This is a genomic window from Streptomyces sp. NPDC048461, assembly GCF_055587105.1.
Genome location: NZ_JBVJGW010000008.1, coordinates 109,909 through 134,967 on the forward strand (window position 1 = coordinate 109,909; position 25,059 = coordinate 134,967).

21 protein-coding genes are annotated in these 25,059 nt (G+C 75.1%); 13 read left to right on the forward strand and 8 right to left on the reverse strand.

All coding sequences use genetic code 11. The features are described from left to right. Positions 1 to 147 precede the first annotated feature (147 nt). Together ACZ6S8_RS16305 and ACZ6S8_RS16310 are read right to left on the reverse strand one after the other, a co-directional pair. Positions 148 to 1,938, reverse strand: a complete 1,791-nt coding sequence (locus tag ACZ6S8_RS16305; RefSeq protein ID WP_469456197.1) for an ABC transporter permease/substrate binding protein — start codon at positions 1,936 to 1,938, stop codon at positions 148 to 150. Next, complete coding sequence (locus tag ACZ6S8_RS16310) at positions 1,938 to 2,990, reverse strand: quaternary amine ABC transporter ATP-binding protein (RefSeq protein WP_469456199.1); 1,053 nt, start codon at positions 2,988 to 2,990, stop codon at positions 1,938 to 1,940. The genes ACZ6S8_RS16305 and ACZ6S8_RS16310 overlap by 1 nt, the downstream gene beginning before the upstream one ends. A 362-nt stretch (positions 2,991 to 3,352) precedes the next feature. Between ACZ6S8_RS16310 and ACZ6S8_RS16315 the strand changes: the two genes are divergently transcribed. After that, entirely contained in the window at positions 3,353 to 4,039 is a 687-nt protein-coding gene (locus ACZ6S8_RS16315; protein ID WP_469456202.1) for a VanZ family protein, read from the forward strand. 17 nt (positions 4,040 to 4,056) lie between these two features. On the opposite strand, the gene ACZ6S8_RS16320 is transcribed toward ACZ6S8_RS16315, so the two are convergent. Beyond that, positions 4,057 to 5,013, reverse strand: a complete 957-nt coding sequence (locus ACZ6S8_RS16320) for a SigB/SigF/SigG family RNA polymerase sigma factor (RefSeq protein WP_469456204.1) — start codon at positions 5,011 to 5,013, stop codon at positions 4,057 to 4,059. 145 nt (positions 5,014 to 5,158) lie between these two features. On the opposite strand from ACZ6S8_RS16320, the gene ACZ6S8_RS16325 reads away from it, so the two are divergent. The 3 genes from ACZ6S8_RS16325 to ACZ6S8_RS16335 all read left to right on the forward strand — a co-directional run bounded on the left by ACZ6S8_RS16325 (position 5,159) and on the right by ACZ6S8_RS16335 (position 7,772). Next, entirely contained in the window at positions 5,159 to 5,593 is a 435-nt protein-coding gene (locus tag ACZ6S8_RS16325; RefSeq protein WP_469456206.1) for a helix-turn-helix transcriptional regulator, read from the forward strand. A gap of 269 nt (positions 5,594 to 5,862) precedes the next feature. Beyond that, positions 5,863 to 6,876 (forward strand): SPFH domain-containing protein, encoded by a 1,014-nt coding sequence (locus ACZ6S8_RS16330; RefSeq protein ID WP_469456208.1) that lies wholly within the window; start codon positions 5,863 to 5,865, stop codon positions 6,874 to 6,876. After that, a complete protein-coding gene (locus ACZ6S8_RS16335) occupies positions 6,873 to 7,772 on the forward strand; it encodes a hypothetical protein (RefSeq protein ID WP_469456210.1) in 900 nt (299 codons plus the stop codon). Before ACZ6S8_RS16330 ends, ACZ6S8_RS16335 begins: the two co-directional genes overlap by 4 nt. Positions 7,773 to 7,842: 70 nt before the next feature. Here ACZ6S8_RS16335 and ACZ6S8_RS16340 read toward each other — a convergent pair whose 3' ends face one another. Together ACZ6S8_RS16340 and ACZ6S8_RS16345 are read right to left on the reverse strand one after the other, a co-directional pair. After that, a complete protein-coding gene (locus ACZ6S8_RS16340; protein WP_469456212.1) occupies positions 7,843 to 8,664 on the reverse strand; it encodes a GntR family transcriptional regulator in 822 nt (273 codons plus the stop codon). Positions 8,665 to 8,906: 242 nt separating this feature from the next. After that, positions 8,907 to 10,439, reverse strand: a complete 1,533-nt coding sequence (locus ACZ6S8_RS16345; RefSeq protein WP_469456214.1) for an IucA/IucC family protein — start codon at positions 10,437 to 10,439, stop codon at positions 8,907 to 8,909. 118 nt (positions 10,440 to 10,557) lie between these two features. Here ACZ6S8_RS16345 and ACZ6S8_RS16350 point away from each other — a divergent pair, with 118 nt between their 5' ends. From ACZ6S8_RS16350 to ACZ6S8_RS16365, 4 genes are all read left to right on the forward strand, one after another. Next, a complete protein-coding gene (locus tag ACZ6S8_RS16350; RefSeq protein ID WP_469456216.1) occupies positions 10,558 to 12,087 on the forward strand; it encodes an IucA/IucC family protein in 1,530 nt (509 codons plus the stop codon). Between the two features lie 134 nt (positions 12,088 to 12,221). Then, a complete protein-coding gene (locus tag ACZ6S8_RS16355; RefSeq protein ID WP_469456218.1) occupies positions 12,222 to 12,896 on the forward strand; it encodes a class I SAM-dependent DNA methyltransferase in 675 nt (224 codons plus the stop codon). 99 nt (positions 12,897 to 12,995) lie between these two features. Then, entirely contained in the window at positions 12,996 to 14,504 is a 1,509-nt protein-coding gene (locus ACZ6S8_RS16360; protein ID WP_469456220.1) for an FAD-binding oxidoreductase, read from the forward strand. A 551-nt stretch (positions 14,505 to 15,055) separates the two neighbouring features. Next, entirely contained in the window at positions 15,056 to 16,264 is a 1,209-nt protein-coding gene (locus tag ACZ6S8_RS16365; protein ID WP_469456222.1) for a hypothetical protein, read from the forward strand. 98 nt (positions 16,265 to 16,362) lie between these two features. Here ACZ6S8_RS16365 and ACZ6S8_RS16370 read toward each other — a convergent pair whose 3' ends face one another. Continuing rightward, positions 16,363 to 16,920, reverse strand: a complete 558-nt coding sequence (locus ACZ6S8_RS16370; protein WP_469456224.1) for an SMI1/KNR4 family protein — start codon at positions 16,918 to 16,920, stop codon at positions 16,363 to 16,365. A 112-nt stretch (positions 16,921 to 17,032) separates the two neighbouring features. Beyond that, complete coding sequence (locus ACZ6S8_RS16375; protein ID WP_469456226.1) at positions 17,033 to 17,977, reverse strand: AEC family transporter; 945 nt, start codon at positions 17,975 to 17,977, stop codon at positions 17,033 to 17,035. Between the two features lie 71 nt (positions 17,978 to 18,048). On the opposite strand from ACZ6S8_RS16375, the gene ACZ6S8_RS16380 reads away from it, so the two are divergent. The 4 genes from ACZ6S8_RS16380 to ACZ6S8_RS16395 all read left to right on the forward strand — a co-directional run bounded on the left by ACZ6S8_RS16380 (position 18,049) and on the right by ACZ6S8_RS16395 (position 22,549). Continuing rightward, positions 18,049 to 19,389, forward strand: coding sequence for a sensor histidine kinase (locus ACZ6S8_RS16380; protein ID WP_469456228.1), 1,341 nt, complete (start codon positions 18,049 to 18,051; stop codon positions 19,387 to 19,389). Further along, on the forward strand, positions 19,386 to 20,066 hold the full coding sequence (locus tag ACZ6S8_RS16385) for a response regulator (RefSeq protein ID WP_469456230.1): 681 nt from the start codon (positions 19,386 to 19,388) through the stop codon (positions 20,064 to 20,066). Before ACZ6S8_RS16380 ends, ACZ6S8_RS16385 begins: the two co-directional genes overlap by 4 nt. A 216-nt stretch (positions 20,067 to 20,282) precedes the next feature. After that, complete coding sequence (locus ACZ6S8_RS16390; RefSeq protein WP_469456231.1) at positions 20,283 to 21,326, forward strand: alpha/beta hydrolase; 1,044 nt, start codon at positions 20,283 to 20,285, stop codon at positions 21,324 to 21,326. Beyond that, on the forward strand, positions 21,323 to 22,549 hold the full coding sequence (locus ACZ6S8_RS16395) for an acyltransferase family protein (RefSeq protein ID WP_469456233.1): 1,227 nt from the start codon (positions 21,323 to 21,325) through the stop codon (positions 22,547 to 22,549). Before ACZ6S8_RS16390 ends, ACZ6S8_RS16395 begins: the two co-directional genes overlap by 4 nt. A gap of 83 nt (positions 22,550 to 22,632) precedes the next feature. On the opposite strand, the gene ACZ6S8_RS16400 is transcribed toward ACZ6S8_RS16395, so the two are convergent. Then, positions 22,633 to 23,055 (reverse strand): DUF350 domain-containing protein, encoded by a 423-nt coding sequence (locus ACZ6S8_RS16400; protein ID WP_351283691.1) that lies wholly within the window; start codon positions 23,053 to 23,055, stop codon positions 22,633 to 22,635. Between the two features lie 101 nt (positions 23,056 to 23,156). Here ACZ6S8_RS16400 and ACZ6S8_RS16405 point away from each other — a divergent pair, with 101 nt between their 5' ends. Beyond that, complete coding sequence (locus ACZ6S8_RS16405) at positions 23,157 to 25,019, forward strand: GNAT family N-acetyltransferase (RefSeq protein WP_469456235.1); 1,863 nt, start codon at positions 23,157 to 23,159, stop codon at positions 25,017 to 25,019. Positions 25,020 to 25,059: the final 40 nt, after the last annotated feature.

Here is a 25,059-nt window from a genome sequence, read left to right on the forward strand (position 1 = left end):
GAGCCCCCCGCCCCCCACCCCCCCCCCCCCCCCCCCCCCGCCGCCCGCGGCGCCCGCGCCCCCCCCCCCCCCCCCCCCCGCCCCCGCCCCGGCGCCCGCCCCCCCCCCCCCCCCCCCCCCCCCCCCGGCGCTCGTCGTGGGCTCGGCTCAGGCGAGCTTGTCGATCTCCGGGTGGTCGGCCAGCCAGGCGCGGACCGCCTCCTGCTCCTTGCCCTTGCCGGTCTGCTGGATCTTCGCCTCCAGGCCGGTGAGCTGCTCCTCGGTGAGCTTGAAGGAGCGCAGCCACTCGGCCACCTCGGGCTCGTCGGCGGCGAAGCCCTTGCGGGCGAGGGTGTGGATGCCGTCGCCCTTGCCCCAGGCGCCCTTCGGGTCCTCGAGCTTGGTCAGCTCGTAGGAGGAGTACGCCCAGTGCGGCGACCAGAGCACGGCCAGGACCGGCTCCTTCTTGTCGTAGGCCCGCTTGAGCTCGGCGAGCATGCCGGGGGTGGAGCCGTCGACGACCTGGTACTCGCCTTCGAGGCCGTACTCCTTGAGGACCTCGTCCTTCAGGATCGACATGGCGCCGGCGCTCGGCTCGATGCCGATGATCCGTCCCTTGAACTGGGCGGACTTGCCCTTGAGGTCGGCGAGCGAGCGCACGTCCTTCATGTACGAGGGCACGGACAGCTCCAGCGAGGTGGGGCCGTACCAGGACCCGAGGTCCTCCAGCTTGTTCCCGTACTTCTCCCAGTACTGGGCGTGCGTGACGGGCAGCCAGGCGTCGGTCTGGAAGTCGAGCTGGCCGCCGGCCAGCCCGGTGTACAGCGCGCCGGCCTCCAGCTGGCGGGCGTCGACCTTGAAGCCGCGCCGCTCCAGGAGCTCCTTCCAGAGGAAGGTGGAGGCGATGCCCTCGTCCCAGGGGATGTAGCCGACGGAGACGGTCCGGCCCTTGCCGATGTTCGCGGCGCCGGTCGGGCCGGTCTCGTCGTCGGCGGCGAAGGTGTTCAGGCCGCCCGCGACGAGCGCCAGGACGACGGCCCCGGAGACCGCGTAGGCGGGCTGGGGCCGGTGGTTCCAGACCTTGGCGGCGCCGGTCGCGGCGGACCGGGCCTTGGCCAGGGCGCGCCGGCCGAGAGGGGAGACGTGGCGGCCCAGCGCCCCGGTCATCCGGTCCAGGTACATGGCGAGGATGACGATGGAGATGCCCGCCTCGAAGCCGAGGCCGATGTCGACGTTGCCGATGGCGCGGTAGACGGCCCCGCCGAGTCCGCCGCCGCCGACCATGCCGGCGATGACGACCATGGACAGGCCCAGCATGATGACCTGGTTGATGCCCGCCATGATGGTGGGCAGCGCCAGCGGCAGCTGGACGCGGACCAGGGTGTCGCGGGGGGTGGTGCCGAAGGCGTCGGCGGCCTCGACCAGGTCGGAGTCGACCTGGCGGATGCCGAGCTCGGTCATCCGGACGCCCGGCGGCAGCGAGAAGATGATGGTCGCGATGATGCCGGGCACGACGCCCACCCCGAAGAAGATGATGCCGGGGATGAGGTAGACCATGGCCGGCATGGTCTGCATGAAGTCCAGGACGGGCCGCAGGACGGCGCTCACCCGGTCGGAGCGGGAGGCCCAGATGCCGAGCGGGATCGCGATCACCAGCGTGACGAGCGTGGCCACCAGGACCAGCGACAGCGTGGACATGGCGTCGGACCACAGGTCGACGGAATCGATGAGCGCGAGGCCGGCGAACGCGAGGAGCCCCGCGAGGAGTCCGCGCAGCCACCAGGCGGCGACGGCCAGGATGCCCGCGAACAGCAGCGGGTGGGGAGCGGAGAGGACGGCGTCGATGCCGTCGTAGAGGCCGGTGACGAGCGCGCTGATCGCGTCGAAGAGCCAGGTCAGGTGGCGCTGGAGGAAGTCGACACCGCTGTCGACCCAGGCGCCGAGGTGCAGACGGGGCATCAGGCCGCCACCTCCGCGCAGGCCATCGGCGGCCGTTGCTCGTCACCGATGAAGGCGATGAGCCGGTCCTGCGGCACGGAGCCCACGACGGCGCCGTCCCCGTCGGTGACGGCGACCGGGTGCGGGACCCGGGCACTGACGGCGCACAGGTCGGCGAGCGGGGTGTCGGCCGTGACGGTGGGGCAGTCACAGGCGTCGGCATCGGCGTCGGCGACGTCCATGACGGCGTCGGCCGTCAGCACGCGCGAGCGGTCGACGTCCTGGATGAAGGAGGCGACGTACTCGTCGGCGGGGCGGATGAGGATGTCCTCCGCGGTGCCCTGCTGGACGATGCGCCCGTCGCGCATGACGGCGATGCCGTCGCCGAGGCGCATGGCCTCGTTGAGGTCGTGGGTGATGAAGACGATGGTCTTCTTCAGGCGTCGCTGGAGCTCCAGCAGCTGGTCCTGCATGTCGCGGCGGATCAGCGGGTCCAGGGCGCTGAAGGACTCGTCCATCAGCAGCAGGTCGGCGTCGGTCGCCAGGGCGCGGGCGAGACCGACGCGCTGCTGCATGCCGCCGGAGAGCTCGTCGGGCCAGGACTTCTCCCAGCCTTCGAGCCCGCACAGGGCCAGGGCCTCGGCCGCGCGGCGCTCGCGCTCGGCGCGGTCCACGCCCTGGACTTCCAGCCCGTAGGCGGCGTTCTCCAGGACGTTGCGGTGCGGAAAGAGCGCGAAGTGCTGGAAGACCATGGAGATCTTCGTGGAGCGCACGTGGCGCAGCTCGCGCGCGCTGAGCGCCGTGAGGTCCTGGCCGTCGAAGAGGATGCGCCCCGCGGTGGGCTCGAGCAGTCCGTTCAGCATGCGCAGCAGCGTGGACTTGCCGGACCCCGACAGACCCATGACGACGAAGATCTGACCGGGCTCGACGCTGAACGAAGCGTCGATGACCGCGGCCGTCGTGCCGTCGGCGCGGAGCTCGTCGCGGCCGGAGCCGCTTTCGAGCGCGCGCACGGCGTCGGCGGGTCGTCTTCCGAACACCTTGTAGACGTGTTCGGCCTGGAGCGTGGACACATACACCTCACGGGTCGTACCGGGTACGGCGGGCGCCGGGCAGGCCGGCGGGCCGTGGAGCGGGACGGGATCGACCCGCGTGCGCCGCGCGCCCGGCGCGCGGCGCCGGAGGACGTGGTTCCGCTCCGGCGGCCACCCTGCCCGGTATTCACACCGGCAAACGGCGAGGTGATCCACCTCACGCAGGGAACCGAACGCCCCCGATTTCCGGCCGCCGCAGGGGTTGAACAGCGGTCTTCGGGTAAGCGGGGGCCATGAAACCGTTCAGCAAGGCGATGACGAAGCCCAGTTGGGGAAGCCGACTGCGCGCGGGGCGGACCGCCGGAGCGGGGGCCGCCGGGCCCGGGACGCTCGCACCGGATGTGACGCGGCCGACAGGCATGAAGCGGGTGGCGGAGCCGGCGCAGGCCTCACCGCGCGAGGCGGCGGATCCGCGAGCGGTGCGCGGGCCGGACGAGCCGCGGGGGCCGGAGGGGTCGCGCGACGCGGAGGAGCGGCGGGCGGTGAACGAGCGGCTGACGGCCGCCCGGGAGGACGGGACCGAATCCGCGTACATGGCGCCGGCCCACCCGGTGGTGCGGGCGGCGGCGATGCTCGCGGCGCTGGCCGGGACGGTCGCGTTCAGCGTGGTCCTGGCGCGGTTGACCCTGGAGCCGTCACCGGCCTCGGTGGCCCTCACGTACAGCAATGTGCACCCGGGCCAGTCGATCCGCGCCTACCTGGACCACGGCACGGCGCGCGAGGCGGTGCGCCAGGTCGGCGGGAACCTGCTGCTGGGCGTGCCGTTCGGGGTGCTGCTGCCGGTCCTGGTGCCGCAGGCCCGCGGACTGGCGCGGGTGGCGGTGTGCACGACGGTCGTGATGGTGCTCGTGGAACTGGTGCAGGGGGCGCTCGTCACGGGCCGGGCCTTCGACATCGACGACGTGATCCTCAACACGGCGGGCGCGCTGCTCGGGTACCTGTTCCTCGGGCGGCGGCTGGGCCGCGCCGTGCATCCGCGGCGGCGGCACTGGTGGCACCGCTTCACCCGGCGGCCTGCCGCCGGGTGAAGGGGCCTGCGGGCGCATCAGACCCGGTCGGCGGAGGCGGTTCCCGCCGTCGGCCGGGCGTCCGTGTTCCGGTCCTCCAGCATCGAGGTGCGCAGGTGGGCCAGGAGTCGGGTCAGCAGACGGGAGACCTGCATCTGGGAGATGCCGAGCGCGGCGCCGATCTGCGCCTGGGTCAGCTCCTCGCCGAATCGCATCTGCAGCATCCGGCGCTCGCGGTCGGTGAGCTGCTCCAGCAGCGGCGCCAGGCTCTGGATGTCCTCGACCAGTTCCATGGCCGGCTCCTCCTCGCCCATGACGTCGGCGAGGGTGTGGCCCTCGGTGGGGCCGTCTCCGTGTTCGGCGTGCGGCGCGTCGAGCGAGCCGCTGGTGTGGCCGTTGGCGGCGACGAGGCCCTCTATGACCTCCTCGTCGGAGAGGCCGAGGTGACCGGCGAGGTCCGCGACCGTGGGCGCGCGGTCGAGCGTGGTCGTCAGCTCTTCCTTCGCCTTGGCTATGTCGATGCGCAGTTCCTGGAGGCGGCGCGGGACGCGCACGGCCCAGGAGGTGTCGCGGAAGTGCCGCTTGATCTCGCCGGTGATGTAGGGCATGGCCAGCGTGGAGAACTCGTTCTCCCGGGACGGGTCGAACCGGTCGATGGCCTTGATCAGGCCGATCGTGCCCACCTGGACGATGTCCTCGATGTCGCCGCCGTCGGCGCGGTTGCGGAAACGGCGCACGGCGTACTGCACGAGCGAGGCGTTCATCTCGATGAGCGTGTTGCGGACGTACTGGTACTCCGGGGTTCCCTCGGTCAGCCCGCGCAGGCGCAGGAAGAAGACCTTCGACAGTTCCCTCGCGTCACCCGGGGCCACTTCTCGGGGCTCCGCGATGCGGGGCAGACCCGCCTGGCGGGCGGCTTCGGCGCTGGGGCGGGGATGGGGAACGAAGGTGTCGGTGGGGATGGAAGTACGGGTGGAGGGGTAAGGGACCGGCATGGGGTTCGCTCCTTGGGCTGGTCGGCTTGCGGCGCGGGACCTTGACTGCCGTAGATGGTGGACCGCATCTGCTCGTACGTCAAGAAATACCGGAAACGCTTTTCACGTCTTGCGTCACCTGAATCATTTAACGCATCATGAACGCATGGGGAGCACGTCTCAGCGACAAAATTGGACATTCCTGACGAATCACGCCCGCGTTCTGGTGGCCATCGCCCGGGACCCGGCGGTTCGGCTCAGGGATGTCGCCGCCATGTGCGGGCTGACCGAGCGCACGGTCCAGACGATCGTCACCGACCTGGAGGCGGACGGGTACCTGAGCCGCGTCCGCGACGGACGGCGCAACCGCTACGAGATCTCCACCGGCGCCGTGTTCCGCCACCCCGCGGAGGCCGGAGTCCAGGTAGCGGGCCTGCTCGCCCTGCTGACCGGCGCGGCCGCCGATCCCGACGCCCCGGCCCTCGTCGCCGGCCTGGACGAGCTCGACGACGCCCCGGACGAGGACGACACGCCGGCTGACGACGGCGCCCCCGCGACCCTCACCGACTCCGCCCCGGACCGGGTGTCGCCGGTCGCCTGACCTGTGGGAAACCTCACCCGCGAACGCGGGCGCCCCGGTGCGCCGCGGCCCGGTCGACGGAGCGGGCCGGTGCGGGCGGGCCGTCGGGGTGCGACCCCCGTCGCGGCCCTTCTGGCCGAGGCCGCACCCCGTACGGCCGAACCTACTCCCGCACGTCACCGGACGCACTCCGACTCCGCAGCGGACACCCTCACCGCCCCCTTCTCGTCCCCTTGACGATATGAACGCGCCTCGTTATCGTCGTGCCGACGAAATAGAGGGGGTTCGCCATGGCCGACATCAAAAGGCGCTTCGGTTGGCGTCATCTGCGCTCCGCGCCCACCGTTCACATCCGCCACCACAAGCGCGGCCGGCTCGTCCACGACGGGCGGGGGCTCAGCTTCTGGTACCGGTCGCTGTCGGCCGCGCTCTCCGAAGTACCGGTCGACGACCGGGAGCTGGCCATGGCGTTCCACGCCCGTACGGCCGACTTCCAGGACGTCGCCGTGCAGGCCACCGTCACCTACCGGATCAGCGACCCGGCCGAGGCGGCGGACCGGCTCGACTTCTCCGTCGACCCCGACACCGGGAGCTGGCGCGGCGCGCCCCTGGAACAGATCGCCACCCTCCTCACCGAGACCGCGCAGCAGCACACGCTGGACGTGCTGGCGCGGACCCCGCTGGCCGTCGCCCTGGTGGACGGCGTCGCCTCCGTTCGGGAGCGGGTCGCCGCCGGTCTCGCCGACGAGCCCAGGCTCCCGGCCACCGGCATCGACGTGGTGGCCGTGAGGGTCGTGGCGATCCGCCCCGAGGCCGATGTGGAGCGGGCCCTGCGCACACCGGCCCGCGAGCAGATCCAGCAGGAGGCGGACCGGGCCACCTATGAACGGCGGGCCGTCGCCGTCGAGCGCGAGCGCACCATCGCCGAGAACGAGTTGGCGAGTCAGATCGAACTGGCCCGACGCGAGGAGCAGTTGGTCGAGCAGCGCGGCATCAACGCCCGCCGCGAGGCCGAGGAGAAGGCGACGGCGGACGGGGTGAGGACCGAGGCCGAGGCGGCCCGCAAGGTCCGCCTCGCCCGCGCCGACGCCGAGGCGGCGCGCGAGACGGGCGCGGCGAGCGCCGAAGTCCAGGCCGCCTGGCTGCGCGTGCACGACGAGGCCGGTCCGGGCACGCTGCACGCCCTGGCCGCGACCCGGCTGGCGGAGAACCTGCCGCGGATCGAGAGCATCACGCTCTCCCCCGACGTCCTCACGGGACTCCTGAGCAGGCTCGGGCGCCCGGAAGGCGGCGCGGGCACGTGAGCCTGGCCCCGCGGGCGGTGCTCGTGCACCGCAGGACCGAGTACGAGGAGCTGCTCGCCCGGCACGGGACGCACGGGCAGGCCGCGTTCTTCCTTTCCAGCCGCGGCCGCTCGATCGACGAGGTGGTCCGCCGCCACGACCGCACGCGGCAGGCGCTGCGCGAGGTTGCGGCGGCGGTGCCGCTCACCTGGCGCAGTTCCCGGGTGGAGCGGGCGGACCTGGACCGCTTCCTGTTCGCCCCGGAGGACGTGGTGGTCGTGGTCGGCCAGGACGGCCTGGTCGCCAACACCGCGAAGTACCTCCGCGGGCAGCCGGTGGTGGGCATCGACAGCGATCCGGGGCGCAACCCGGGGGTCCTGGTCCGTCACCGCTGCGCCGACACGGGCGCACTGCTGCGCGCGGCGACCGCCGCCGGCGGCCGGGCGGAGGAGCTGACCATGGTGGAGGCCGTCGCCGACGACACCCAGCGCCTACTCGCGCTGAACGAGATCTATCTGGGATCGGTCGGCCACCAGACGGCCCGTTACCGCCTGGGCTCCGGCGGCGAGCAGGGTCCCGACGAGGCCCAGGCGTCCTCCGGGGTACTGGTGGGCACCGGCACGGGCGCCACCGGCTGGCTGCGTTCCCTGTGGCTGGAGCGCGGCAGCGCGGCGGGGCTGCCCGCCCCCTGCGAGCGGCGGCTCCTGTGGTTCGTCCGCGAGGCCTGGCCCTCCCCGACGACCGGTACGACGAAGGTCGCCGGCGAGCTGGGACGGGGGCAGGAGCTGCGCCTGACGGTGGAGTCGGACCGCATCGTGGCCTTCGGCGACGGGATGGAGGGCGACTCCCTGGAGCTGACCTGGGGCCAGAGCGTACGGCTGGGCATCGCGGAGACGTCGCTGCACCTGGTGACGTGAGCGCCCCGGCCGGCCGTCGGCCCTGCGGACCCACCGGAGGCCGCCGCGCCGAGGTGCCCGAGGGCTGCCCTCATGTGACCCGGAAGCCGGTGGCCGCGTGGTCGCGGCGGTCCCGGTGGAAGGTCAGCCGGTCCCAGGTCGGGAAGGACAGGTCGGTGACGGCGACCAGCCGGCCGTCGGTGTCGTGCAGGGTGCGCCGGACGGTCAGCCCGCACACCGGGGAAGCACTCGGCGGGTGGGTGGTGCGGGTCATGGTGATGGTTTCGGCGACCCGTCCCTCCGTCTGGACCCGGTCGAGCCAGCAGTGCAGCGGTTCGAGGTCCTCGTCGCGGGCGTCGGCGGCCCGCTCCCGGTAGGCGGCGAGTTCGGGGCTGGCGGCGGTCACCGCCGGGCTGAGGTAGGTCGCCGCGTGCCGCAGCGTCTCCCCCGCCGTGCCGTGGTCGCGCTGGTGGTGGACCAGGGTGCGGGCTCCGCCGCCCATCCCGAGGAGCACCGCGAGCGAGGGCGGCACGGTGACCAGGGTGAGCCAGCTCTGTGTGAAGGCCGCGGCCGCCACGGGCGCGACCCCCGGAGCCGGCGGGGACACGTCCGGCGGCCCGCCGGCGGCCGTTCCCCGTCCCGGCCCGGACGCGGAGTCCGCCGGCGCCTGCGTGTCCGCCGCGGGCCGGGTCCCGCGGCGCCCGGTGACGATGAGCCCGTCCTCCCGCAGTTGCTGGAGCGCGGCCCTGATGGTCTGCCGGTTGACCTGGTAGCGGGCGGCGAGGCTGCGCTCGGAGGGGAGCTTGCCGCCGGGGGTGTGCGCGGCGCGGTCGAGATCGCCGCGCAGGGCTGCGGCGATCCGCTGGTACTTGGGCATGGCGGCCGGGCCGCCGCCCCGCGAAGGGGAGGGCATGGCTTCTCCTCTGACGGGTGGTCAAGGACTGCTCGGTCTGCTCGACCAACGTAGCATTGGTCTATACCTCTGAGTGAGAGGGGACCGGCATCGTGGTACACGTTGGCCGATTCCGTACCCCGGCACCCGTACCCCTGGCCCGTACCCCCGCCCGTACCTCCGGTCCCTACGCCGACCGCACGCCCGGCCCGTACGCCCCCGCCCGGGACCCCGGCGGCGCGCGTCCACCCTCCGCAAACGGCCTATCCCCGCAGCGGGTTCGGCAGCGGCAGGTAGCGGGCGTCCGCCCCGTCCGCCCGCGTCCAGCGCAGCAGGAGGTTGGTCTTGGCCGGCAGGGACGGCCCGTTCAGCAGCTCCGCGATCTCGGGAAGCCCGCGCGTGGCGTCGTAGCGCAGGAACTCCTCCCGCACCGCGGGCCACACGTACGGCTCGGTGGCCGGATGGTGCTCGGCCAGCGCCCCGGCGACCTCCATGAGGTGGTTGACCACCAGGCAGTACACCAACCGCCGCCAGGCGTCCGCCCGCCCGAGTTCGGCGAGGAGTTTCACGCCCTCCGCGTCGCGGAAGAGGGCCTGCACGGGCACGCCCGACGCGTCCACCGCCACCACGGTGTTCTGCAGGTGCGCCTCCAGGACCACCCCGTGCCGGGCGAACAGCTCCAGCACCGGTGGCACCACCTGACGCAGGTACGCCCGCCACCAGCCCTCCGGGTCCGCCGCGCCGGCGAGCGGGCTCCCGGGCCAGCCCTCCGCGAGCGCGGCCGCCGCGAGCGGGGTCGCCCCGGGCCGTACGTGCGCGTGCAGGCCGTCGCGGACCAGGACGGCGAGCTCCTCGAAGGCGAACCCGGCGGTCCGGTAGCCGCGGTCGGCCAGCCACGCCGCCGTGGACCCGGTCCGGCGCAGGGCGGCGAAGCCCGCCTCGACCGCGGCGTCGGTCCCGCGCAGCCGGAGCAGGTCGTGGCGCCACAGGCGGCGCACGTCGTTGGTGATCCGGACGTCGAGGCTGAACTTCACGAACAGGTCGGCGGCCGGATCCGGTGCGTACACGGTGCGGATCGAGGCGGTCGGCCAGACCGGCCGCCGGCCCTCCCCCAGGCGCAGCAGCCGCCCGTCGGCGAAGGCCTCGCCCACTCCGGGACGGGCGCCGACCAGCTCCAGCTGCCACGGGTGGGCCGGCAGCAGCCGGTAGCCCGCGGGCGGGCGGGGGCCGTCGAGCACGTCCGCGAGCGAGTCGATCGCCCCGGCCGCGGCCGCGCCGCCCTCTTCCAGCACCTGGTCCTCGCGCACGCCCAGGAAGACCAGCGGGAAGCGGGCGTGGGCCTCCGGCGCGTACGGCAGCCAGCTCGCCACCGGCGCCCCGCCGCGGGACTTGGGGGCCGGATGGTGCGGGTGGCCCATGATCAGGGACTGCTCGGAGCGGACGAACGGGTCCGCGGAGGGCTCCGCGCGGACCCGGGCCGCCAGCAGCGCGGCGACGGCGGCGCGGCTGTCGGCGATCTCGACCGGGAGTTCGTCGTTCGCGGTCCCCGTGTACCGGCCCAGTTCGTCGGCGGTGAGCTTGACGAGGTCCGTGTGGCCGAGCGGACGCCAGCCGTCCGCCGTGCGCAGCTCGGGGCGTCCGGGCCGGCGCCCGCCCCGCACCCGCAGCAGCCGACCGCTGCCCCGCAGCCGGTGGACGCCCGCGCCACGGGGTTCGGCGGCCTCCCTGAGCAGGCAGTTCAGGAGCGGGGTGGTGGCGTAGGCGTCGGCGGCGGCGTTGAGGTCCACTGGTTCCATTTCGGTCCATCCGGTGCGCCGGAGGTTCGCGGGGCGTACCGGCGGCTGTGATCTTCAGTATCCGCGATGATGGCTTGATCATCCTGTAAAGCGCCATTCCGACCCCCGGAGCCGCCCCGTGCACGTACCCGCCTCCCCCGCCGAAGAGGCCGTCGCCGCAGGGCTGGACGCCGTCCGCCCGGCGCTCGGCACCGCGTACGCCGACGCCCTCGGCGGCGCCCGGGCGGCCGTGCTGACCCGGTTGTGGCGCGCGCTGGCCTTCGAACCGCTGCCGTGGGTGGCGGCCCGGGAGCCGGGGCCGGGCTCGCTGGCCGTCCTGCTCGCCGGGGGCTCGCGGCTGGAGGGGCCCGCGCCGGACGCCTACGCGACCAGGTCGTACGTGGAGGAGCTGCTGCTCGACGGGAGGCCCTACCGGCAGGCCGCCCGGCTCGTCGGCGCCCTGGAGGTGCCGCACGGGGAGGGTTTCGCCGCCGAGCTGGACGGCAGTACGGCCTCCCTCGCGCTCTCCCGTGCCGGACAGCCGCCCGCCGGCTCCGACACGGCCGCGCTGACCACCCGGGAGTGGGAGCAGCGGGTGGTCGACGGGCACCCGTACCACCCGAACTGCCGCTCCCGGCCCGGGTTCTCGGTGGCCGAGGAGCTGGCGTACGCCCCGGAGCACCGGCCGGTGGTGGAGCTCGGGCTGGTCGCGGTACGGGCCGAGGAGTGCCTGGTGACCGGGGACTGGCCGGACCGGCTGCGGGACGCGGGACGGATCCTGGTCCCGGTGCACCCGTGGCAGGCCGCGCACGTCCTGGGCAAGGAGCGGGTGGGGGCCGGGTTCGCGGCGCACCCGCTGATGGCCCTGCGCACCCTGGCGCCCGCGGCGGGCGGCCCGCACGTCAAGACGGCGCTGAGCACCCGGCTCACCTCCTCGGTGCGCGACATCTCCGGCTACTCGATCGAGACCGCAGCGGCCGTCTCCGCCTTCGCGCAGAGCCTGTCCGAACGCCTCGACGGGCGGCTGCACATCACCCGCACCCTGGGTGCGGCGGCCGCGCACAGTCCGGACCTGGCGGCCGTGCTCCGCGAGCCCCCCGAGGCGTACGCGGACGCCGCCGCCGGCGAACGGGTGCTTCCGGTCGCGGCGCTGGCCGGGTACCCGCCGGCGCGGTCGGCCGCCTGGCGGGCGGAGTTCGCCCGGCTCGCGCTGTCGGTGTGCCTGCGCGTCCTGGACCTCGGGGTGGCCCTGGAGGCCCACGGGCAGAACCTCCTCGTCGTCCTCTCCCCCGCCGGCGCCCCGGTCAGGCTGGTCTACCGGGACCTCGCGGACATCCGGATCAGTCCGGCCCGGCTGCGCCGGCACGGCCTTCCGGTGCCGCCGCTGTCCGGGCGGCTGGTCACCGACGACGTCGCCGTCCTGCGGCGCAAGCTCTTCGGCTCCCTGCTGACGGGAACCCTCGGTGCGACGGCCGGCTCGGCCGGGGCGTTCGCCGAGGCCTTCGCGGAGGCGGCCGGCCTGCCCGCCACCGCCGACACCGACGCCCTCCTGACCGGCCCGCTGCCCACCAAGGCCCTCACGCTGATGCGGCTGAGCCCGGGCGTGCCGGGCGACCAGTGGGCCCGGCTGCCCAATCCGCTGTCGGCCCGCCCGGCGGCGCCGCACTGAACCGCGCGGACCGCCCGGACCGCCCTTCCCGACCGGATCGCCTTCCCTGCCCGGATCGCCCTCCCTGCCCGACCGTGCCGTTCCGCTGCGCGGCCCCGGCCGCGTCCGTACGGGACGGGCTAGTCTCCAGGGGCATGACAGCGACCTCGTACCTGAACAGCGTCCGGGCGTCGTACGACGCCGTCGCCGTGGACTACGCGCGCCTGGTCGGCGCCGGTCTCGCCGGCAGGCCGCTGGACCGGGCCGTGCTGGCCGCGTTCGCCGGGTCCGTGCGGGCAGGCGGCGGCCGTGCGGTCGCCGACGTGGGGTGCGGTCCCGGCCGGATGACGGCGCATCTGGACGGGATCGGGATACGGGCCTTCGGCGTCGACCTCTCGCCCGCGATGGTGGCGGTGGCGCGCCGGAGCCATCCGGGGCTGCGCTTCGAGGTGGGGTCGATGGCCGCCCTCGACGTGGCGGACGGCGTCCTCGGCGGGGTGCTGGCCTGGTACTCGACGGTGCACGCACCACCTTCGGAGCTACCGCTGCTCTTCGCGGAGTTCGCGCGGGTGCTGGCTCCGGGCGGCCAGGTGCTGGTCGCGTTCGAGGTGGGCGACGAGCGGGTCCGGCTGGACCACGCGTACGGCCATCCGGTCGAGCTCGACGTGTACCGGACCCCGCCGGACCTGATCGCCTCCCTGCTGGCCGGGGCGGGCCTGGCCGAGACCGCCCGTCTGATCCGGGAGCCCGTCGACGGCGAACCGTCCCCCCGGGGCTTCCTGCTGGCCCGCAGAACGGGCCCGGAGCCCGGCTCCGCTCCGGATATATGACGAGCCGAATCGTTTCGACTGTGCGCCGTTCGGGGGGCAGCCGGGGCCGCGTGGGCCCGCCTTCGCGCCGTTCGGCCCGCGCGGTGGCAGGAAGGGGGCATGAGCCTCCATCGCCGCCGGGTCCTGGGAACCGCCGCCGCGGCCGTCCTCGCGTCCGTCGGGGCGGCGGCCCGGGGGCCGGACCTCGGCGCGCTGGCCCGCGGGCTCGACGGGCGGGTGGTGCTGCCGGGGGACCGGGACTACCCCGAGGCACGACAGCTCTTCCAGCCCCGCTACGACGCCGTCGCACCCGCCGCGGTCGCCTACCCGGCGCACGCCGGCGACGTGGCCGTCTGCCTGGACTTCGCCCGCCGCTCCGGCGTGCCGGTGGTTCCGCGCGGCGGCGGCCACAGCTACGCCGGCTGGTCCACCCGCGCCGCCGGGCTGGTCGTCGACACCGGGGCCATGGCCGCGGTCTCCGTCGACGGGAACGGCGTACGCGTCGGCGCGGGCGCCCGGCTCGGGGACGTGAACGCCGTCCTCGCCGCACGGGGGCTCGGCATCCCCACCGGGCTGTGCCCCTCGGTCGGCATCGCCGGGCTGGCGCTCGGCGGCGGCCTGGGCCTGGCTTCCCGGGCCCACGGCACCACGTCCGACCGGCTCACCGGAGCCCGGGTGGTCACCCCCGACGGCGCCTTGCGCGAGGTCGGCCCCGACCGGGACGACGGGCTGTACTGGGCCCTGCGGGGCGGCGGGGGCGGCAACTTCGGGGTGGTCACCGAGTTCCGGTTCGCCGCGCACCCGGTCGGCGACTGCGCCTTCGCCGAACTCCACTGGCCCGACGCGGACTCGGCCGCGCTCCTGCGCGGCTGGCAGCGCTGGCTCGGCGGGCTGCCCGACCCGTTCTGGAGCCAGGTGGAGTTCACGGTCGGCCCGGGGTCCGCGGCTCCCCCGGCCGTACGGGTCGTGTGCCTCGACGGGCGCGCGGAGCTGGAGCGGCAGCTGACCCGGCTGTCCGACCTGGTCGGCCGCCCGGTCCGGGACAGCTGGGTCGTCGTCCGCGGCTACGGCGACACCGTACGGGCCATGTCGGGCTGCCTGGACCGGACTCCCGCGCAGTGCCGCCTCCCGGGCACGCTGCCCGGGAGGGACCCGCGGGGGCGGCTCGGCCGGGAGTCGTACGCGGCCCGCTCCGACTTCTGGGCGGGCGCCGGGCTGACGGACGCGGCCGTCGGCGCGGTCCTCGACGCCGTCCGGCGCCACCCGTCCGAGGTCCCCCGGGACGGCACGGGGGTCGTACAGTTCGACGGGGTGTGCGGGGGCGCCGTGAACCGGGCCGGAGCCGCCGACACCGCCTTCGTGCACCGCGGCGCCGCCTTCCTCGCCCAGTACCTCGTCTCCTGGCCGGACTCCGCCCCGGCAGCCGAGGCCGCCCGCCACCAGGCCTGGCTGGACGGGCTCTGGGAGGGACTGCGCCCCTGGGCGAGCGGCCGCGCGTACCAGAACTACGCCGATCCGAAGCTTTCCGGCTGGCGCGAGGCCTACTACGGGCCGAACCTCCCACGCCTGGAGGCCGTTCGCCGTGCCTACGACCCCGACCGTCTCTTCCGCTTCCCCCAGGCCGTCTAGGCCGTGCCCTTCGGATCAGGGCGGATCGGCCCGGGGCGTCCGGTGCCGTGCGTCGCGAGGCCTAGGGGGTGTCGTCACCTTCGTTCCTGCCGTGCGGCGCCCGGCACGCACGCTCGCCGCGTTGTCGGGATCGCCCGTGTACATCCGGTACACGGGCGACCCTCCGCCTTGCGAGCGCACGCACCGGACACCGCACGGCCCGCCCTCCGGGCGTACGAAACGACTTCCACGACAGCCCATAGGAGGGAGCCGACGTGGTGTGTCGGCGACCGACGAGAACGCCGCGCGGCGCGGTGCCGGACCCACCGGACCCGCCCTGATCCGAAGACACGGCCCAGACGTGCCGTCCCACCGCCCGGCACCGGTCCGCCCGGCGCCCACGCCCGTCCCGCCGGGCCGGCTGAGCCCGGCCGGGCAGCCGCCCCCGGGGAGCCCGGCGCCGGACACCACGGGGCGGCTGCGGCCTGCGGGCGGCGGAACGCCCCCCGACGACCCGGCCCGGGCGGCGCCCGCCCTCCTCGTCCGAGATCCTCTTCCCCCTGGAGCTGCGCATGCGACGTACGTTGATCCTGGCCGCCACGGCCGCCGCGCTGTTGGTCTCCGCCGGGCCGCTGCCCGTCGCCGAAGCCGGGAGCCCCGGTACGGCGGCCGTCGGACTCCGGTCCGCCCGCGAGGCGTCGGCCTTCTGGACCGCCGAGCGGATGGCCTCGGCGCTGCCGCTGCCGGACCCGGCTCCCGGCGCCGGCGACGCCGCGGCCCCCGCGAGCCCCGGGCCCCAGCCGGAGCCTGCCGCTCCGCCCGTCGCGGACGGGGGCGTACCGCCGGTCGCCGCCGAACCGCCGGTACCCGGCGCGTCGGCCCCGGCGCCGGTGGCGCCCCCCGCGGAGTCGGGGACCGCGGCCCCGGCCACCCCCGTACCGGGGACGGCGCCCTCGTCGGCCCCGTCGGAACCGACCGAACCGTCCGAACCGCCGCCGCCCGTGGCCCCGAAGTCGCCCCTGGTCCCGGCCGTTCCGGAGCTTCCCGCCACGGCCGGTCCGGGAGTCGGGCAGGACTTCGGCGGGCTCCCCGTCGTCGGCCGGATGTTCGTCATGAAGGCGGGCGGGGCGTACTTCTGCACCGCCAGCGTCGTCGCCTCCCCCGGCCGTAACCTGGTGCTCAGCGCCGCCCACTGCCTGCTCGGCCCGGACTCCCGGCAGGTGGCCTTCGTACCCCGGTACACGCGCGCCAAGCCCCGGCCGTACGGCCTGTTCCCCGTCCTGCGGGACGCGGGCAAGCGCCCCAAGATCTGGATCGACCCGCGCTACCGCTCCCGGGGGCCGAACCGCGCCGCCTCCCTCGACGTGGCCTTCGCCCAGGTCGGGCCGGACTCCCGCGGCCGCCGGGTGCAGGACGTGGTCGGCGGCAACCGCCTCGTCACCGGCGCCGCCTACGCGCAGAGCCGGGTGTCGCTGATCGGGTACCCGGCCTCCGCCGCCCGACCGCGCCTGTGCGTCAACCGGACGACGAAGTTCACCAGCTCCGACGCACGGATCCCCGGTTCGTTCCTGCGCATCCACTGCACCGGCTATCCCGGCGGGACCAGCGGCGGACCGTTCCTGCTCCGCCTGGACGCCAAGCGCGGGACCGGTGACGTGATCGGGGTGATCGGCGGCTGGAAGACCGGCGGCGACACGGCCGACACGTCCTACAGCTCCTACTTCGGCGCGGACATCAGGAAGCTGTACGCGAAGGCGGTCGCCGGGTCGAAGGCAGGGTGACCCCCGGCCCCGGCGGCTCCGCCGCGGGGCGCCCCGGTCCTGGGCGTCGGCGGGCCGGCCGGCGCCCAGCACGTCCGCCGGCGGCATCGGGCGGGCCGCTACGCACCGGACGAGAGCCGGGCTGCGGCCTCCTCCCACGGCTGAGGCTCGACCAGGTCGTCGCTGTCGAAGGCATCCTCCTCGAACCAGCCCGTCCCGTCGAGCCAGGTCTCCAGCCAGGCTGCGAGGCTGTGGGAGTCGAGGAACCAACACCCCTCCCACGATCCGCCGCTGTACGGGTTCGGCTCGAAGAGCAGGACCTGACCTTCCTCGCTGAAACAGTCGACGCCTGCATACATGGCGCAGCCCCACGTGAGAATCGGTACGACGCCGTCGGGCCACTCCGGATGCTCCACTCCGAGGGACGCCTCACGGCGCGTCAGATATTCGCCGACGACGCTGGAGCCCGGACCGAGCAGGGGCAGCAGCCGGTGGTCAGGGCCGAAGCCGCCGTCAGCGACCTCGCGATACAGGCGCGCAAGCAGGGGGTGCAACGCGATGCCCAGCCGCTCCTGCGCCTCCACGATCCGGGCATCGTCGACAGGCCCGGGAAGGTCCTCGCTGTCCGCTGCGGCCCGGTTGGCGACACGTCGCACCACGTCATCAAGGTCGGTCATGCCCCTGATGCTTGCAGAGCCCGCCGACGGAGCCGTCGGCGACCGTGGCCGCCGGCCGGACACCCGGGGTCAGGTGACGACGGGCCCGTTCCGGTGCTCCGGTTCCCGGCCGTCACGTGACGGCGTGCAGCCACAGCGGCAGCAGCAGGAGCGAGGCCAGCGAGGTCTTGATGACGAGGGAGGCCGAGAGGTCGACGCCCACGTCGTAGCGCTGGGCGAAGACGAACAGGTTCTGCGGCGTGGGCATCGCGGCGATCACGACCAGGTACGCGAGCCACGGTCCCCCGACCCCGAGCAGCGGCCCGCACACCGCCCAGGCGAGCAGGGGGAAGGCCAGGCACTTGAAGCCGATCAGCGCCAGCTCCTCGCGCGTGGTGCCCCGCAGGTCGAGGCCGAGGCCCCCGAGGTGGAGGCCGAGGGCGAACAGCGCCACCGGGGAGGCGCTGTCGCCGACGAAGTCGGCCGCGTCCAGGAGCACCCCGGGCACGTGCACGGAGAGCAGGTTGAGCAGGATCCCGGCATTGCAGGCCAGGACCAGCGGGGTCGCGAGGGAGGCACCGACGGCGCGCGCGAGGCGGCGGCCGGGGCCGCCGGGGGCAGGGCCTGGGCGGCCCAGTTCCATGAGGGAGATGACCACCAGGGACAGGACGCAGACCTGGAAGAGCAGGACGGGGAAGAGCGGGGCGGCCGTGCCGAACACGGTGATGAAGACGGGAACGGCGAAGTAGGCGGTGTTCACCTGCACCCCGGCCATCACGCGCAGCGCGACGGCGCGAGGCTCGCGTATGCCGTGGGCGACCGCCGCCAGCGCGACGGCGGTCACCGCGAGGGCGGCAGCGGTCGCGTAGCCGCCGAGCGCCCGCCAGTGGAACAGGGCGGCCAGGTCGCTGCGGTAGATGTTGCCGAAGAGGTAGCAGGGGACGGCGAAGAGGAAGGCGTAGTCGGAGAAGGCCTTCGAGGCCTCGGCGGGAACGGCCTTGCGGCGGGCGAGCAGCACGCCGGCGCCGAAGGCCGCCATCACCGGCACCAGTTTCTCCAGTGCGGCTGCCCCGCCCATGCGTCCCGCTCCCCGTGATCGACCCTCGGCAGCCTACCCGCGCCGCCCGGGGCGCATAGGCTGGGCCGATCATGAGTGACAGAGCCCGCACCCGGCCGCGCGGCCGGCCCAGTGGAAGCACCGCCGCCCCGGCCGCCGACGCCCGCGTGCCCGGCGCACTGGCGCAGCTGGCCGTGGTCCTGCGCACGCCCGCGAGGGCGGCGGAGCCCCTGCTCGCGCGGGCGCCCAGGCCGTGGCAGCGCGTGCTGCCGTTCGTCGTCGTCGGCCTGTTCACGCTGACGCTGCTGCCGGTGACGATCGCGGTGCTGACCAACGTCTACAAGGCGGGCGGCGGCTGGTCGGGCGCGCTCGGGGTGGCCCAGACCGTGCCGCTGCTCCTCGCCGTGACCCGGCCGATGCACGCGTGGGTGATGGTGCTGCTCGCGGACGTCTTCGGCGCGCTGCTGCTGATCCAGGCCGATGACGTGGCCGGGCGCGCCTGGCCCTGGACCCCGATGGTGATCATCGGCTATCTGGCGCTGATGGCCTGCCTGGGGCTGCGCGAGTCCATCCGGACCCTGGTCGGGGTGTGGCTGGCGACCGGGGCGGTGGGCGCGCTGCTCGGCTTCTTCCCGCCGTCAGGGGTCATGAACACGGCCGCGCTCCTCTTCGTCCTCAGCGGGGTGGTGCTGGCGCTGACCGGGGCGCTGCGCGGGCTCGGGGACGCCCAGCAGCGGATCGCGGAGCAGGAGAGCATCAGCGAGGCGGAGCGGTCCCGGCGGACGCTGCTGGAGGAACGGGCCCGGATCGCACGGGAGTTGCACGACGTGGTGGCGCACCACATGTCGGTGATCACGGTCCAGGCCGATTCCGCGCCCTACCGGCTGCCGGGCATGCCGGATCCGGTGCGGGAGGAGTTCACGGCGATCGCGGCGAGCGCCCGCGAGTCGCTGGGCGAGATGCGGCGGCTGCTGACGGTGCTGCGCGGGGACGGCGGCGCGGACGGGGAACGGGGCCCGCAGCCGGGGATCGACCGGCTCCAGCAGCTGGTGGAGGCGACCGTACGGGCGGGCCAGCCGGTGGAGTTGTCGCTCGCGGCGCGGGCGGCGGGGGCGGCGCCGCCGGCCGTGGACCTGTCGGCGTACCGGATCGTGCAGGAGGCGCTGGCGAACGTGGTGCGGCACGCACCGGGCGCGCCGACCACCGTGTCGGTGACCGTGGACGCGCGGGAGGTCCTCGTGCTCGTGGTGAACGGCCCGGCCCGCGACGCCGTGGTGGCGCTGGAGGGTTCGGGCACGGGCCACGGTCTGGTCGGGATGCGGGAACGCGTACGGTTGACGGGCGGGACGCTGGACACGGGTCCGCTGCCCGACGGCGGCTTCCGGGTCGCCGCCCGCCTGCCGTTGGACCACCCGACCGAGGACTCCAGTTGACCATCCGCGTGATCATCGTCGACGACCAGGCCATGGTGCGGGCGGGGTTCGCCGCGCTGCTGTCGGCGCAGGCCGACATCGACGTGGTGGGCGAGGCCCCCGACGGGCGGGAGGGGGTGCGGGTCTCCCGCTCCACCCATCCGGACGTGGTGCTGATGGACGTGCGGATGCCGGAGATGGACGGGCTGACGGCGGCCCGGGAGCTCCTGGATCCGCCGCGCGGCGTGGTGCACCGGCCGAAGGTCCTGATGCTGACCACCTTCGACATCGACGACTACGTGTACGAGGCGCTGCGCGCCGGTGCCTCCGGGTTCCTGCTGAAGGACGCCCCGCCGGCGGACCTGATCGCGGCGGTCCGGGTGGTGGCCTCGGGCGAGGCGCTGCTGGCGCCGTCGGTGACCCGGCGGCTGATCGCCGACTTCGTCCAGCAGCGGCCGGCTCCGCGGAAGGACCCGGCGCTGCGGCTGAAGGGTCTGACGCCGCGTGAGACCGAGGTACTGGAACTCATCGCGCGCGGCCTGTCGAACCAGGAGATCGCCGGCCATCTGGTCCTCGCGGAGCAGACGGTCAAGACGCACATCGGCCGGGTGCTGGCCAAACTGGACCTGCGCGACCGCGCCCAGGCGGTGATCTTCGCGTACGAGGCGGGGCTGGTGCGGCCCGGCGACGCCGGCTGACCGTTCCCTTTCGCACCCGTCGACACCGGTTCGTCCCCCGCTGCTGCCCCTGACGGGCCGAACACGCCTGCCGCGACCGTCCGGAGCGGCTGTTGTCGGCGGTCGTCTCCTCCACCCCCTACCGGGGTATGACATGCGGCTTGGCTCCACGGTCCGACGTGCGGCCGGGTACCTCCTTCCTACCTTCCTCCTCGACACGAGGAGAGGAGAAGGGGCATGCGCCGCTTCGGAAGGACAGTGGTCACGGCCGCGCTGGCGGTGGCCGTTGTCGCGGGGACCGCCGGCTGGGCCTCGGGGGACAGCCAGCGGGCGGTCACCGGGCCGCCGCCCGGCACCGCGGCCTGGCGGGCCGACAGCGTCGCCGGCCGTACGCCGCCCGATCCGGCGAGCGCCCGGCCGGCCGAGGTGGCCCGGTTCTTCGCCGGCCTCGACACCGCCGCGCAGCGGTACCTCGTACGGGCCCACCCGCTGGTGGTGGGCAACCTGGAGGGGGCGCCGCTCCCCCTGCGGTACGAGGCCAACCGGATCGCCGTCACCGCCACGGGCGACGCGCGGTACGCCTCCCTCGCCGCGCCCGACCGGCAGGTCCTGGTCTTCGATCCGCGCGGGCGCGGCCAGGTCGCCGAGGTCTTCGGCGACCTGGAGCACGCGGCGCACGTCTCGGTGGTCGTGCCCGGCGCCGACAACGACGCCTCCACCCACGACGCCCGGCGCGCGCCCCACACCGGACCGGCCGGGATGGCCCGTACCCTGCGCGCGGCGGCCGGAGAGGGCACCGCGGTGATCGCCTGGACCGGGTACACCACCCCGGTCGGCGTGGGCCTGGACGCGGCCGTCGGGCGGCTGGCGGACGCCGGCGCCGAGCGCCTGGCCCGGTTCACCGCGGGCCTCGACGCGGTCGGCGCGCCCGATCCGGTGCTGTTCTGCCACAGCTACGGCTCGGTCGTCTGCGGGCTGGCCGCCCGGCACACGGACGCCGCCGACATCGTGGTCCTCGGGTCCCCCGGCATGCGCGCCGACACCTCGGCCGCGTTGCGCACCCGGGCCCGCGTCTGGGCGGCCCGGAGCCCTTCCGACTGGATCGCCGACATCCCGAACGTCGAGTTCGCCGGGCTCGGCCACGGCGCCGACCCGACGTCCGCCTCCTTCGGCGCCCGCCGCGTACCCGCCGCCGACGTGCGGGGCCACACCGGCTACTTCGCTCCCGGAACCCAGTCCCTGGCGGCGTTCGCCGCGATCGCGAACGGAGAGGTCCGATGAGGACGAGCACCCTCACCACGCTGCGGAAGGCCGCCGACCGGATCGACGCGCGGACCCCCGCCCACCGCGACCGGGCGGTGGACGGGCTGCGCGCCCTGGCCCTGCTCGCGGTGCCGACCGGGCACTGGCTGCTCGGCGGGTTCACGCTCGACGCGGACGGCGGGCTCCACAACGCCAGCCCGCTGACCGCCTTCGGCGGCCTCGCCCCGGCGAGCTGGGTGCTCCAGATGCTCGGCATCTTCTTCCTCGTCGGGGGCTACGCCTCCGCCCTGTCGTACGGGCGCCGCCGGGGCTCGACCAGGGCGTGGCTCAAGGGCCGGATGGTACGCCTGGGGCGGCCGGTGCTCGGGGTCACGGCGGTGTGGGCGCTGGCGGCGCCCGTGCTGTACGCGGCGGGGGTGCCGGAGGCGACGCTGCGGACCGGGGCCACGCTGGTCGTCCAGCCGCTGTGGTTCGTCGGTGTGTACGTGGTGGTCACCGCGCTGACCCCGTACTGCGTGCGGGCGGCGCGCCGGCTCGGCGGTTGGGCGGCGGCGCCGCTGCTCGCCTCGGTCGCGGTGGTGGACTTCCTGCGGTACGGGCCGCTCGCCGACGCGGTGCCGTCCTGGCTGGCGCTGGTGAACGTCCTCCCGGGCTGGCTGTTCGCGTACCAGCTGGGCGTCTCCTGGGGCGAGGGGCGGATCGGGCGGCGCGGCGGCCGGCTGCTGCTGGCGGGCGGGGCGCTGCTGTTCGCGGCGCTGCTGGTGGTCTTCCACTACCCGGCGTCCATGGTCGGCGTGCCGGGCGCCGTGCGGACCAACTCGCACCCGCCGTCGCTGCTGGTGCTCGCGCTGGCGGCGGCCCAGTCCGGGGCCGCGGTCCTGCTGCGCGACCGGATCGCGAAGCTGCTGGCGCGGCCCGCGCTGTGGGCCCCGGTGGTGGTGGTCAACCTGTGCGCGATGACCGTCCTGTGCTGGCACCAGACGGCGATGCTGGCCGCGGCCGTGCCCGGTTCGTTCGCGGGCGCCGTGGCGGGACTGACGACGGCGCCGGACAGCTTGGGGTGGATCGCGGCGCGGGTGGCGTGGATGCCGGTGTTCGCGGTGCTGCTGGTCGTCATCGCCCGGTACGCGCGCCGGTTCGAGGGTCCGCCGCGGGAGGGGCGCGGGGGGACCGTGCTGCGCCGGGCGGTGGCGGGCGTCCTGGCGGCGGGGTTCGCGGTGTTCGCGCTGGGGCTGGCGTAGCGGCGCCGCAGGGCCGCTCGAAACGTCGAGAGCGCCGCTCCCTCGAGGGAGCGGCGCTCTCGACGTGTACGGGTGATCCGCCGTCAGGCGATCGAGGCCGCGACGATGGCGGCGACGGCGAGGTTGCAGCAGGCGGTGACCCAGACCGCCGGGTGGGGCTCGGGGTCGACGACGATGGCGCCGAGCTTGCCCGGGGTGACCAGGTCCAGCACCAGGAAGGCCACCGCCATCAGGACCAGGCCGAGGAGGCCGAAGGCCGCGGTGGACAGCAGGCCCTTGCCGAAGTCGTCGTACGTGGTCCAGATCGAGGTGAAGACGATGCCGCCGATGCCCAGGAGAGCGGAGCTGAGCAGGAGCGCCGCGTTGCGGTTGCGCTCCTCCCAGATCTGCTTCGGGAGCTTCCCGGGCGTCAGCACGTCGACGAGGACGATGCCGAGGATCAGCAGCACCAGACCGAGGGCGCCGAAGGCGCTGGTGCGGCCTAGTCCGTTGATGATGTCGCTCATGGGGAAGCCTGTCTCCGCGTGGTGGTTGGGAAGGATGTGCCGTGGGGAGGCTGGCCGAATCTATCGCACACCCTTGCCCCGGACCATGGGGAGGTCAGCAAGTGGTAAAGCTCAGGGCCGCGCGGCCCGGCGAGGAGCGGGCCCTGAGCGCCCTCGTGATGCGGTCCAAGGCGCACTGGGGGTACGACGCCGCGTTCCTTGAGGCCTGCGCCGGGGAACTGCGGGTCCGGCCGGGAGACCCGGCGTCCCGCCGGATCGTGGTGGCCGAGGACGGCGACGGGCTGCTGCTGGGGCTCGCGTCCCTGGAGGGGACCGCGCCCCGGGCGGCGCTGGGACTGCTGTTCGTGGAACCGTCGGCCATCGGACTCGGCGTGGGCCGGCTGCTGTACCGGGACGCGGTGCGCCGGGCCGCCGGGCTCGGAATGCGCACCCTGGTGATCGACTCCGATCCGCACGCGGCCGGGTTCTACCGGGCCATGGGAGCGGTGGCGGTGCCCGGGGCCCGGGACGGCGGCGAGGGCCCGGGCCGGCCGGGCGACCCCGCCGGAACCGATGAGCCCAGCAACCGCGGCGCACCGGGCGGCCCGGGCGCACCCGGCGGCCTGGTCCGGTTCGAGGTGGCCCCCGTCCCGCTCGCCGGCTGGGCGCGGGCCTGGACCGGCGGCGGGCGGGCCGTGCACCTGGGCAACGTCGCGGAGTTCAACGCCCAGTTCGCCGACGCGTCCCTGGACCGGGACCAGCTGCCCGCCCACCACTACAGCTGCCTCGCGGCGTTCTACAGCCCCTCCCCGGCGGCCCTCGTGCTGCCCCGGGCGGTCCCCCCGGGCTGGGCCGGGCTGGTCGGCCGGCAGCTCGGGTGGACCGGTGTCGAGGTGTACGACGGGCTGGCGCAGGAACGGGGCCCCGGCCTGTCGGACGCCGTGCGGGCCCGCGCCGCGCTGGTCGCGCGGCTCACCGGGGGCGGGCTGCCCCTCGTACCGTGGGGGCGGACGCGGGCCTTCGGGCGGCTGGCGGGGCGGCCGTGGCGGCCCGGCGAGCTCCGCTACGAGGCGAAGTCCGCGGCGCACGCGCTCTTCGGCCGGATCCTCGCAGGCGGCGGGCACCCCGCGGTCGTGCTGCCCGCACAGTGGCGGGCCGGCACCCGGCGGGCGGCGGTACGGCTGCTGGCCGCCCGGACGGCCGCCGGAAGGAGCACCGTCCTCAAATCGGAGCACGGGGTCGGCGGTTCGGGCACGACGGTGCTCACCCCCGCCCGGGTGCGGGCGGCGGGCGGAGCCCGCGCGGTGCTGCGGCGGCTGCCGCGGGGCCCGCTGCTGGTGGAGGAGTACGTGGACGGCCCGGCGCCGGGGCACGGCCCGCGGGACCTGACGTACGACGGGTTCGTGGACGGGGCAGGCCGGCCGCACGCGGTGGGCGGGGCCGTGATGGACGTGGAGGGGGCCGGCTACCGGGGGGCCACCGTGGGACCGGGGATCGTGCCGCGGTGGGCGCGCGGGCCGCTGTCGGCCTTCGGGGAGGCGGTGGGCCGGGAGCTCGCCGGCTCCGGCTACCGGGGCTGGTTCGACGTGGACTTCGTCGCCGACGGAGCGGGGCGGCTCGCGCCGACCGAGGTGAACCTGCGGCTGACCGGGCCCTCGGTGGCCTTCATGGTCGCGGCCCGTCTCGACGAGCTGCGCGGCGCGGGGCACTTCGTACGGATCGCCGACCGGGTGGAGCTGGGCGCGCGGTTGCCGGACGCCCGGTTCGACGAGCTGTGCGCGGAGCTGGCCCGCGACTGCGCGGCCCTCGGCGCGGTGTTCGTGCCGGCGATCCCGACCGGCGCCTTCGAACCGGAGCCCTGGCTGGGGGTGCTGGTGGCCGCGCACGGCCTGGACGTGCTGGACGCCGCCGAGGCACTCGTACGGGAGCGGGCCCTGGCCTGCGGGGCGGAGTTCCTGGGGGTGCGGGAGGGCGGCCGGGCCTGACCCGCGGGTCGCCCGCGGCCGGCCCGGGCCGGTCCCGGGC

Coding starts and splice junctions, on each gene's coding strand:
- ACZ6S8_RS16395 (WP_469456233.1), top strand. CDS start 21,323: ATGAGGACGAGCACCCTCACCACGCTGCGGAAGGCCGCCGACCGGATC.
- ACZ6S8_RS16360 (WP_469456220.1), top strand. CDS start 12,996: ATGAGCCTCCATCGCCGCCGGGTCCTGGGAACCGCCGCCGCGGCCGTC.
- ACZ6S8_RS16340 (WP_469456212.1), bottom strand. CDS start 8,664: ATGCCCTCCCCTTCGCGGGGCGGCGGCCCGGCCGCCATGCCCAAGTAC.
- ACZ6S8_RS16330 (WP_469456208.1), top strand. CDS start 5,863: ATGGCCGACATCAAAAGGCGCTTCGGTTGGCGTCATCTGCGCTCCGCG.
- ACZ6S8_RS16390 (WP_469456231.1), top strand. CDS start 20,283: ATGCGCCGCTTCGGAAGGACAGTGGTCACGGCCGCGCTGGCGGTGGCC.
- ACZ6S8_RS16375 (WP_469456226.1), bottom strand. CDS start 17,977: ATGGGCGGGGCAGCCGCACTGGAGAAACTGGTGCCGGTGATGGCGGCC.
- ACZ6S8_RS16305 (WP_469456197.1), bottom strand. CDS start 1,938: ATGCCCCGTCTGCACCTCGGCGCCTGGGTCGACAGCGGTGTCGACTTC.
- ACZ6S8_RS16400 (WP_351283691.1), bottom strand. CDS start 23,055: ATGAGCGACATCATCAACGGACTAGGCCGCACCAGCGCCTTCGGCGCC.
- ACZ6S8_RS16320 (WP_469456204.1), bottom strand. CDS start 5,013: ATGCCGGTCCCTTACCCCTCCACCCGTACTTCCATCCCCACCGACACC.
- ACZ6S8_RS16370 (WP_469456224.1), bottom strand. CDS start 16,920: ATGACCGACCTTGATGACGTGGTGCGACGTGTCGCCAACCGGGCCGCA.
- ACZ6S8_RS16325 (WP_469456206.1), top strand. CDS start 5,159: ATGGGGAGCACGTCTCAGCGACAAAATTGGACATTCCTGACGAATCAC.
- ACZ6S8_RS16380 (WP_469456228.1), top strand. CDS start 18,049: ATGAGTGACAGAGCCCGCACCCGGCCGCGCGGCCGGCCCAGTGGAAGC.
- ACZ6S8_RS16365 (WP_469456222.1), top strand. CDS start 15,056: ATGCGACGTACGTTGATCCTGGCCGCCACGGCCGCCGCGCTGTTGGTC.
- ACZ6S8_RS16355 (WP_469456218.1), top strand. CDS start 12,222: ATGACAGCGACCTCGTACCTGAACAGCGTCCGGGCGTCGTACGACGCC.
- ACZ6S8_RS16345 (WP_469456214.1), bottom strand. CDS start 10,439: ATGGAACCAGTGGACCTCAACGCCGCCGCCGACGCCTACGCCACCACC.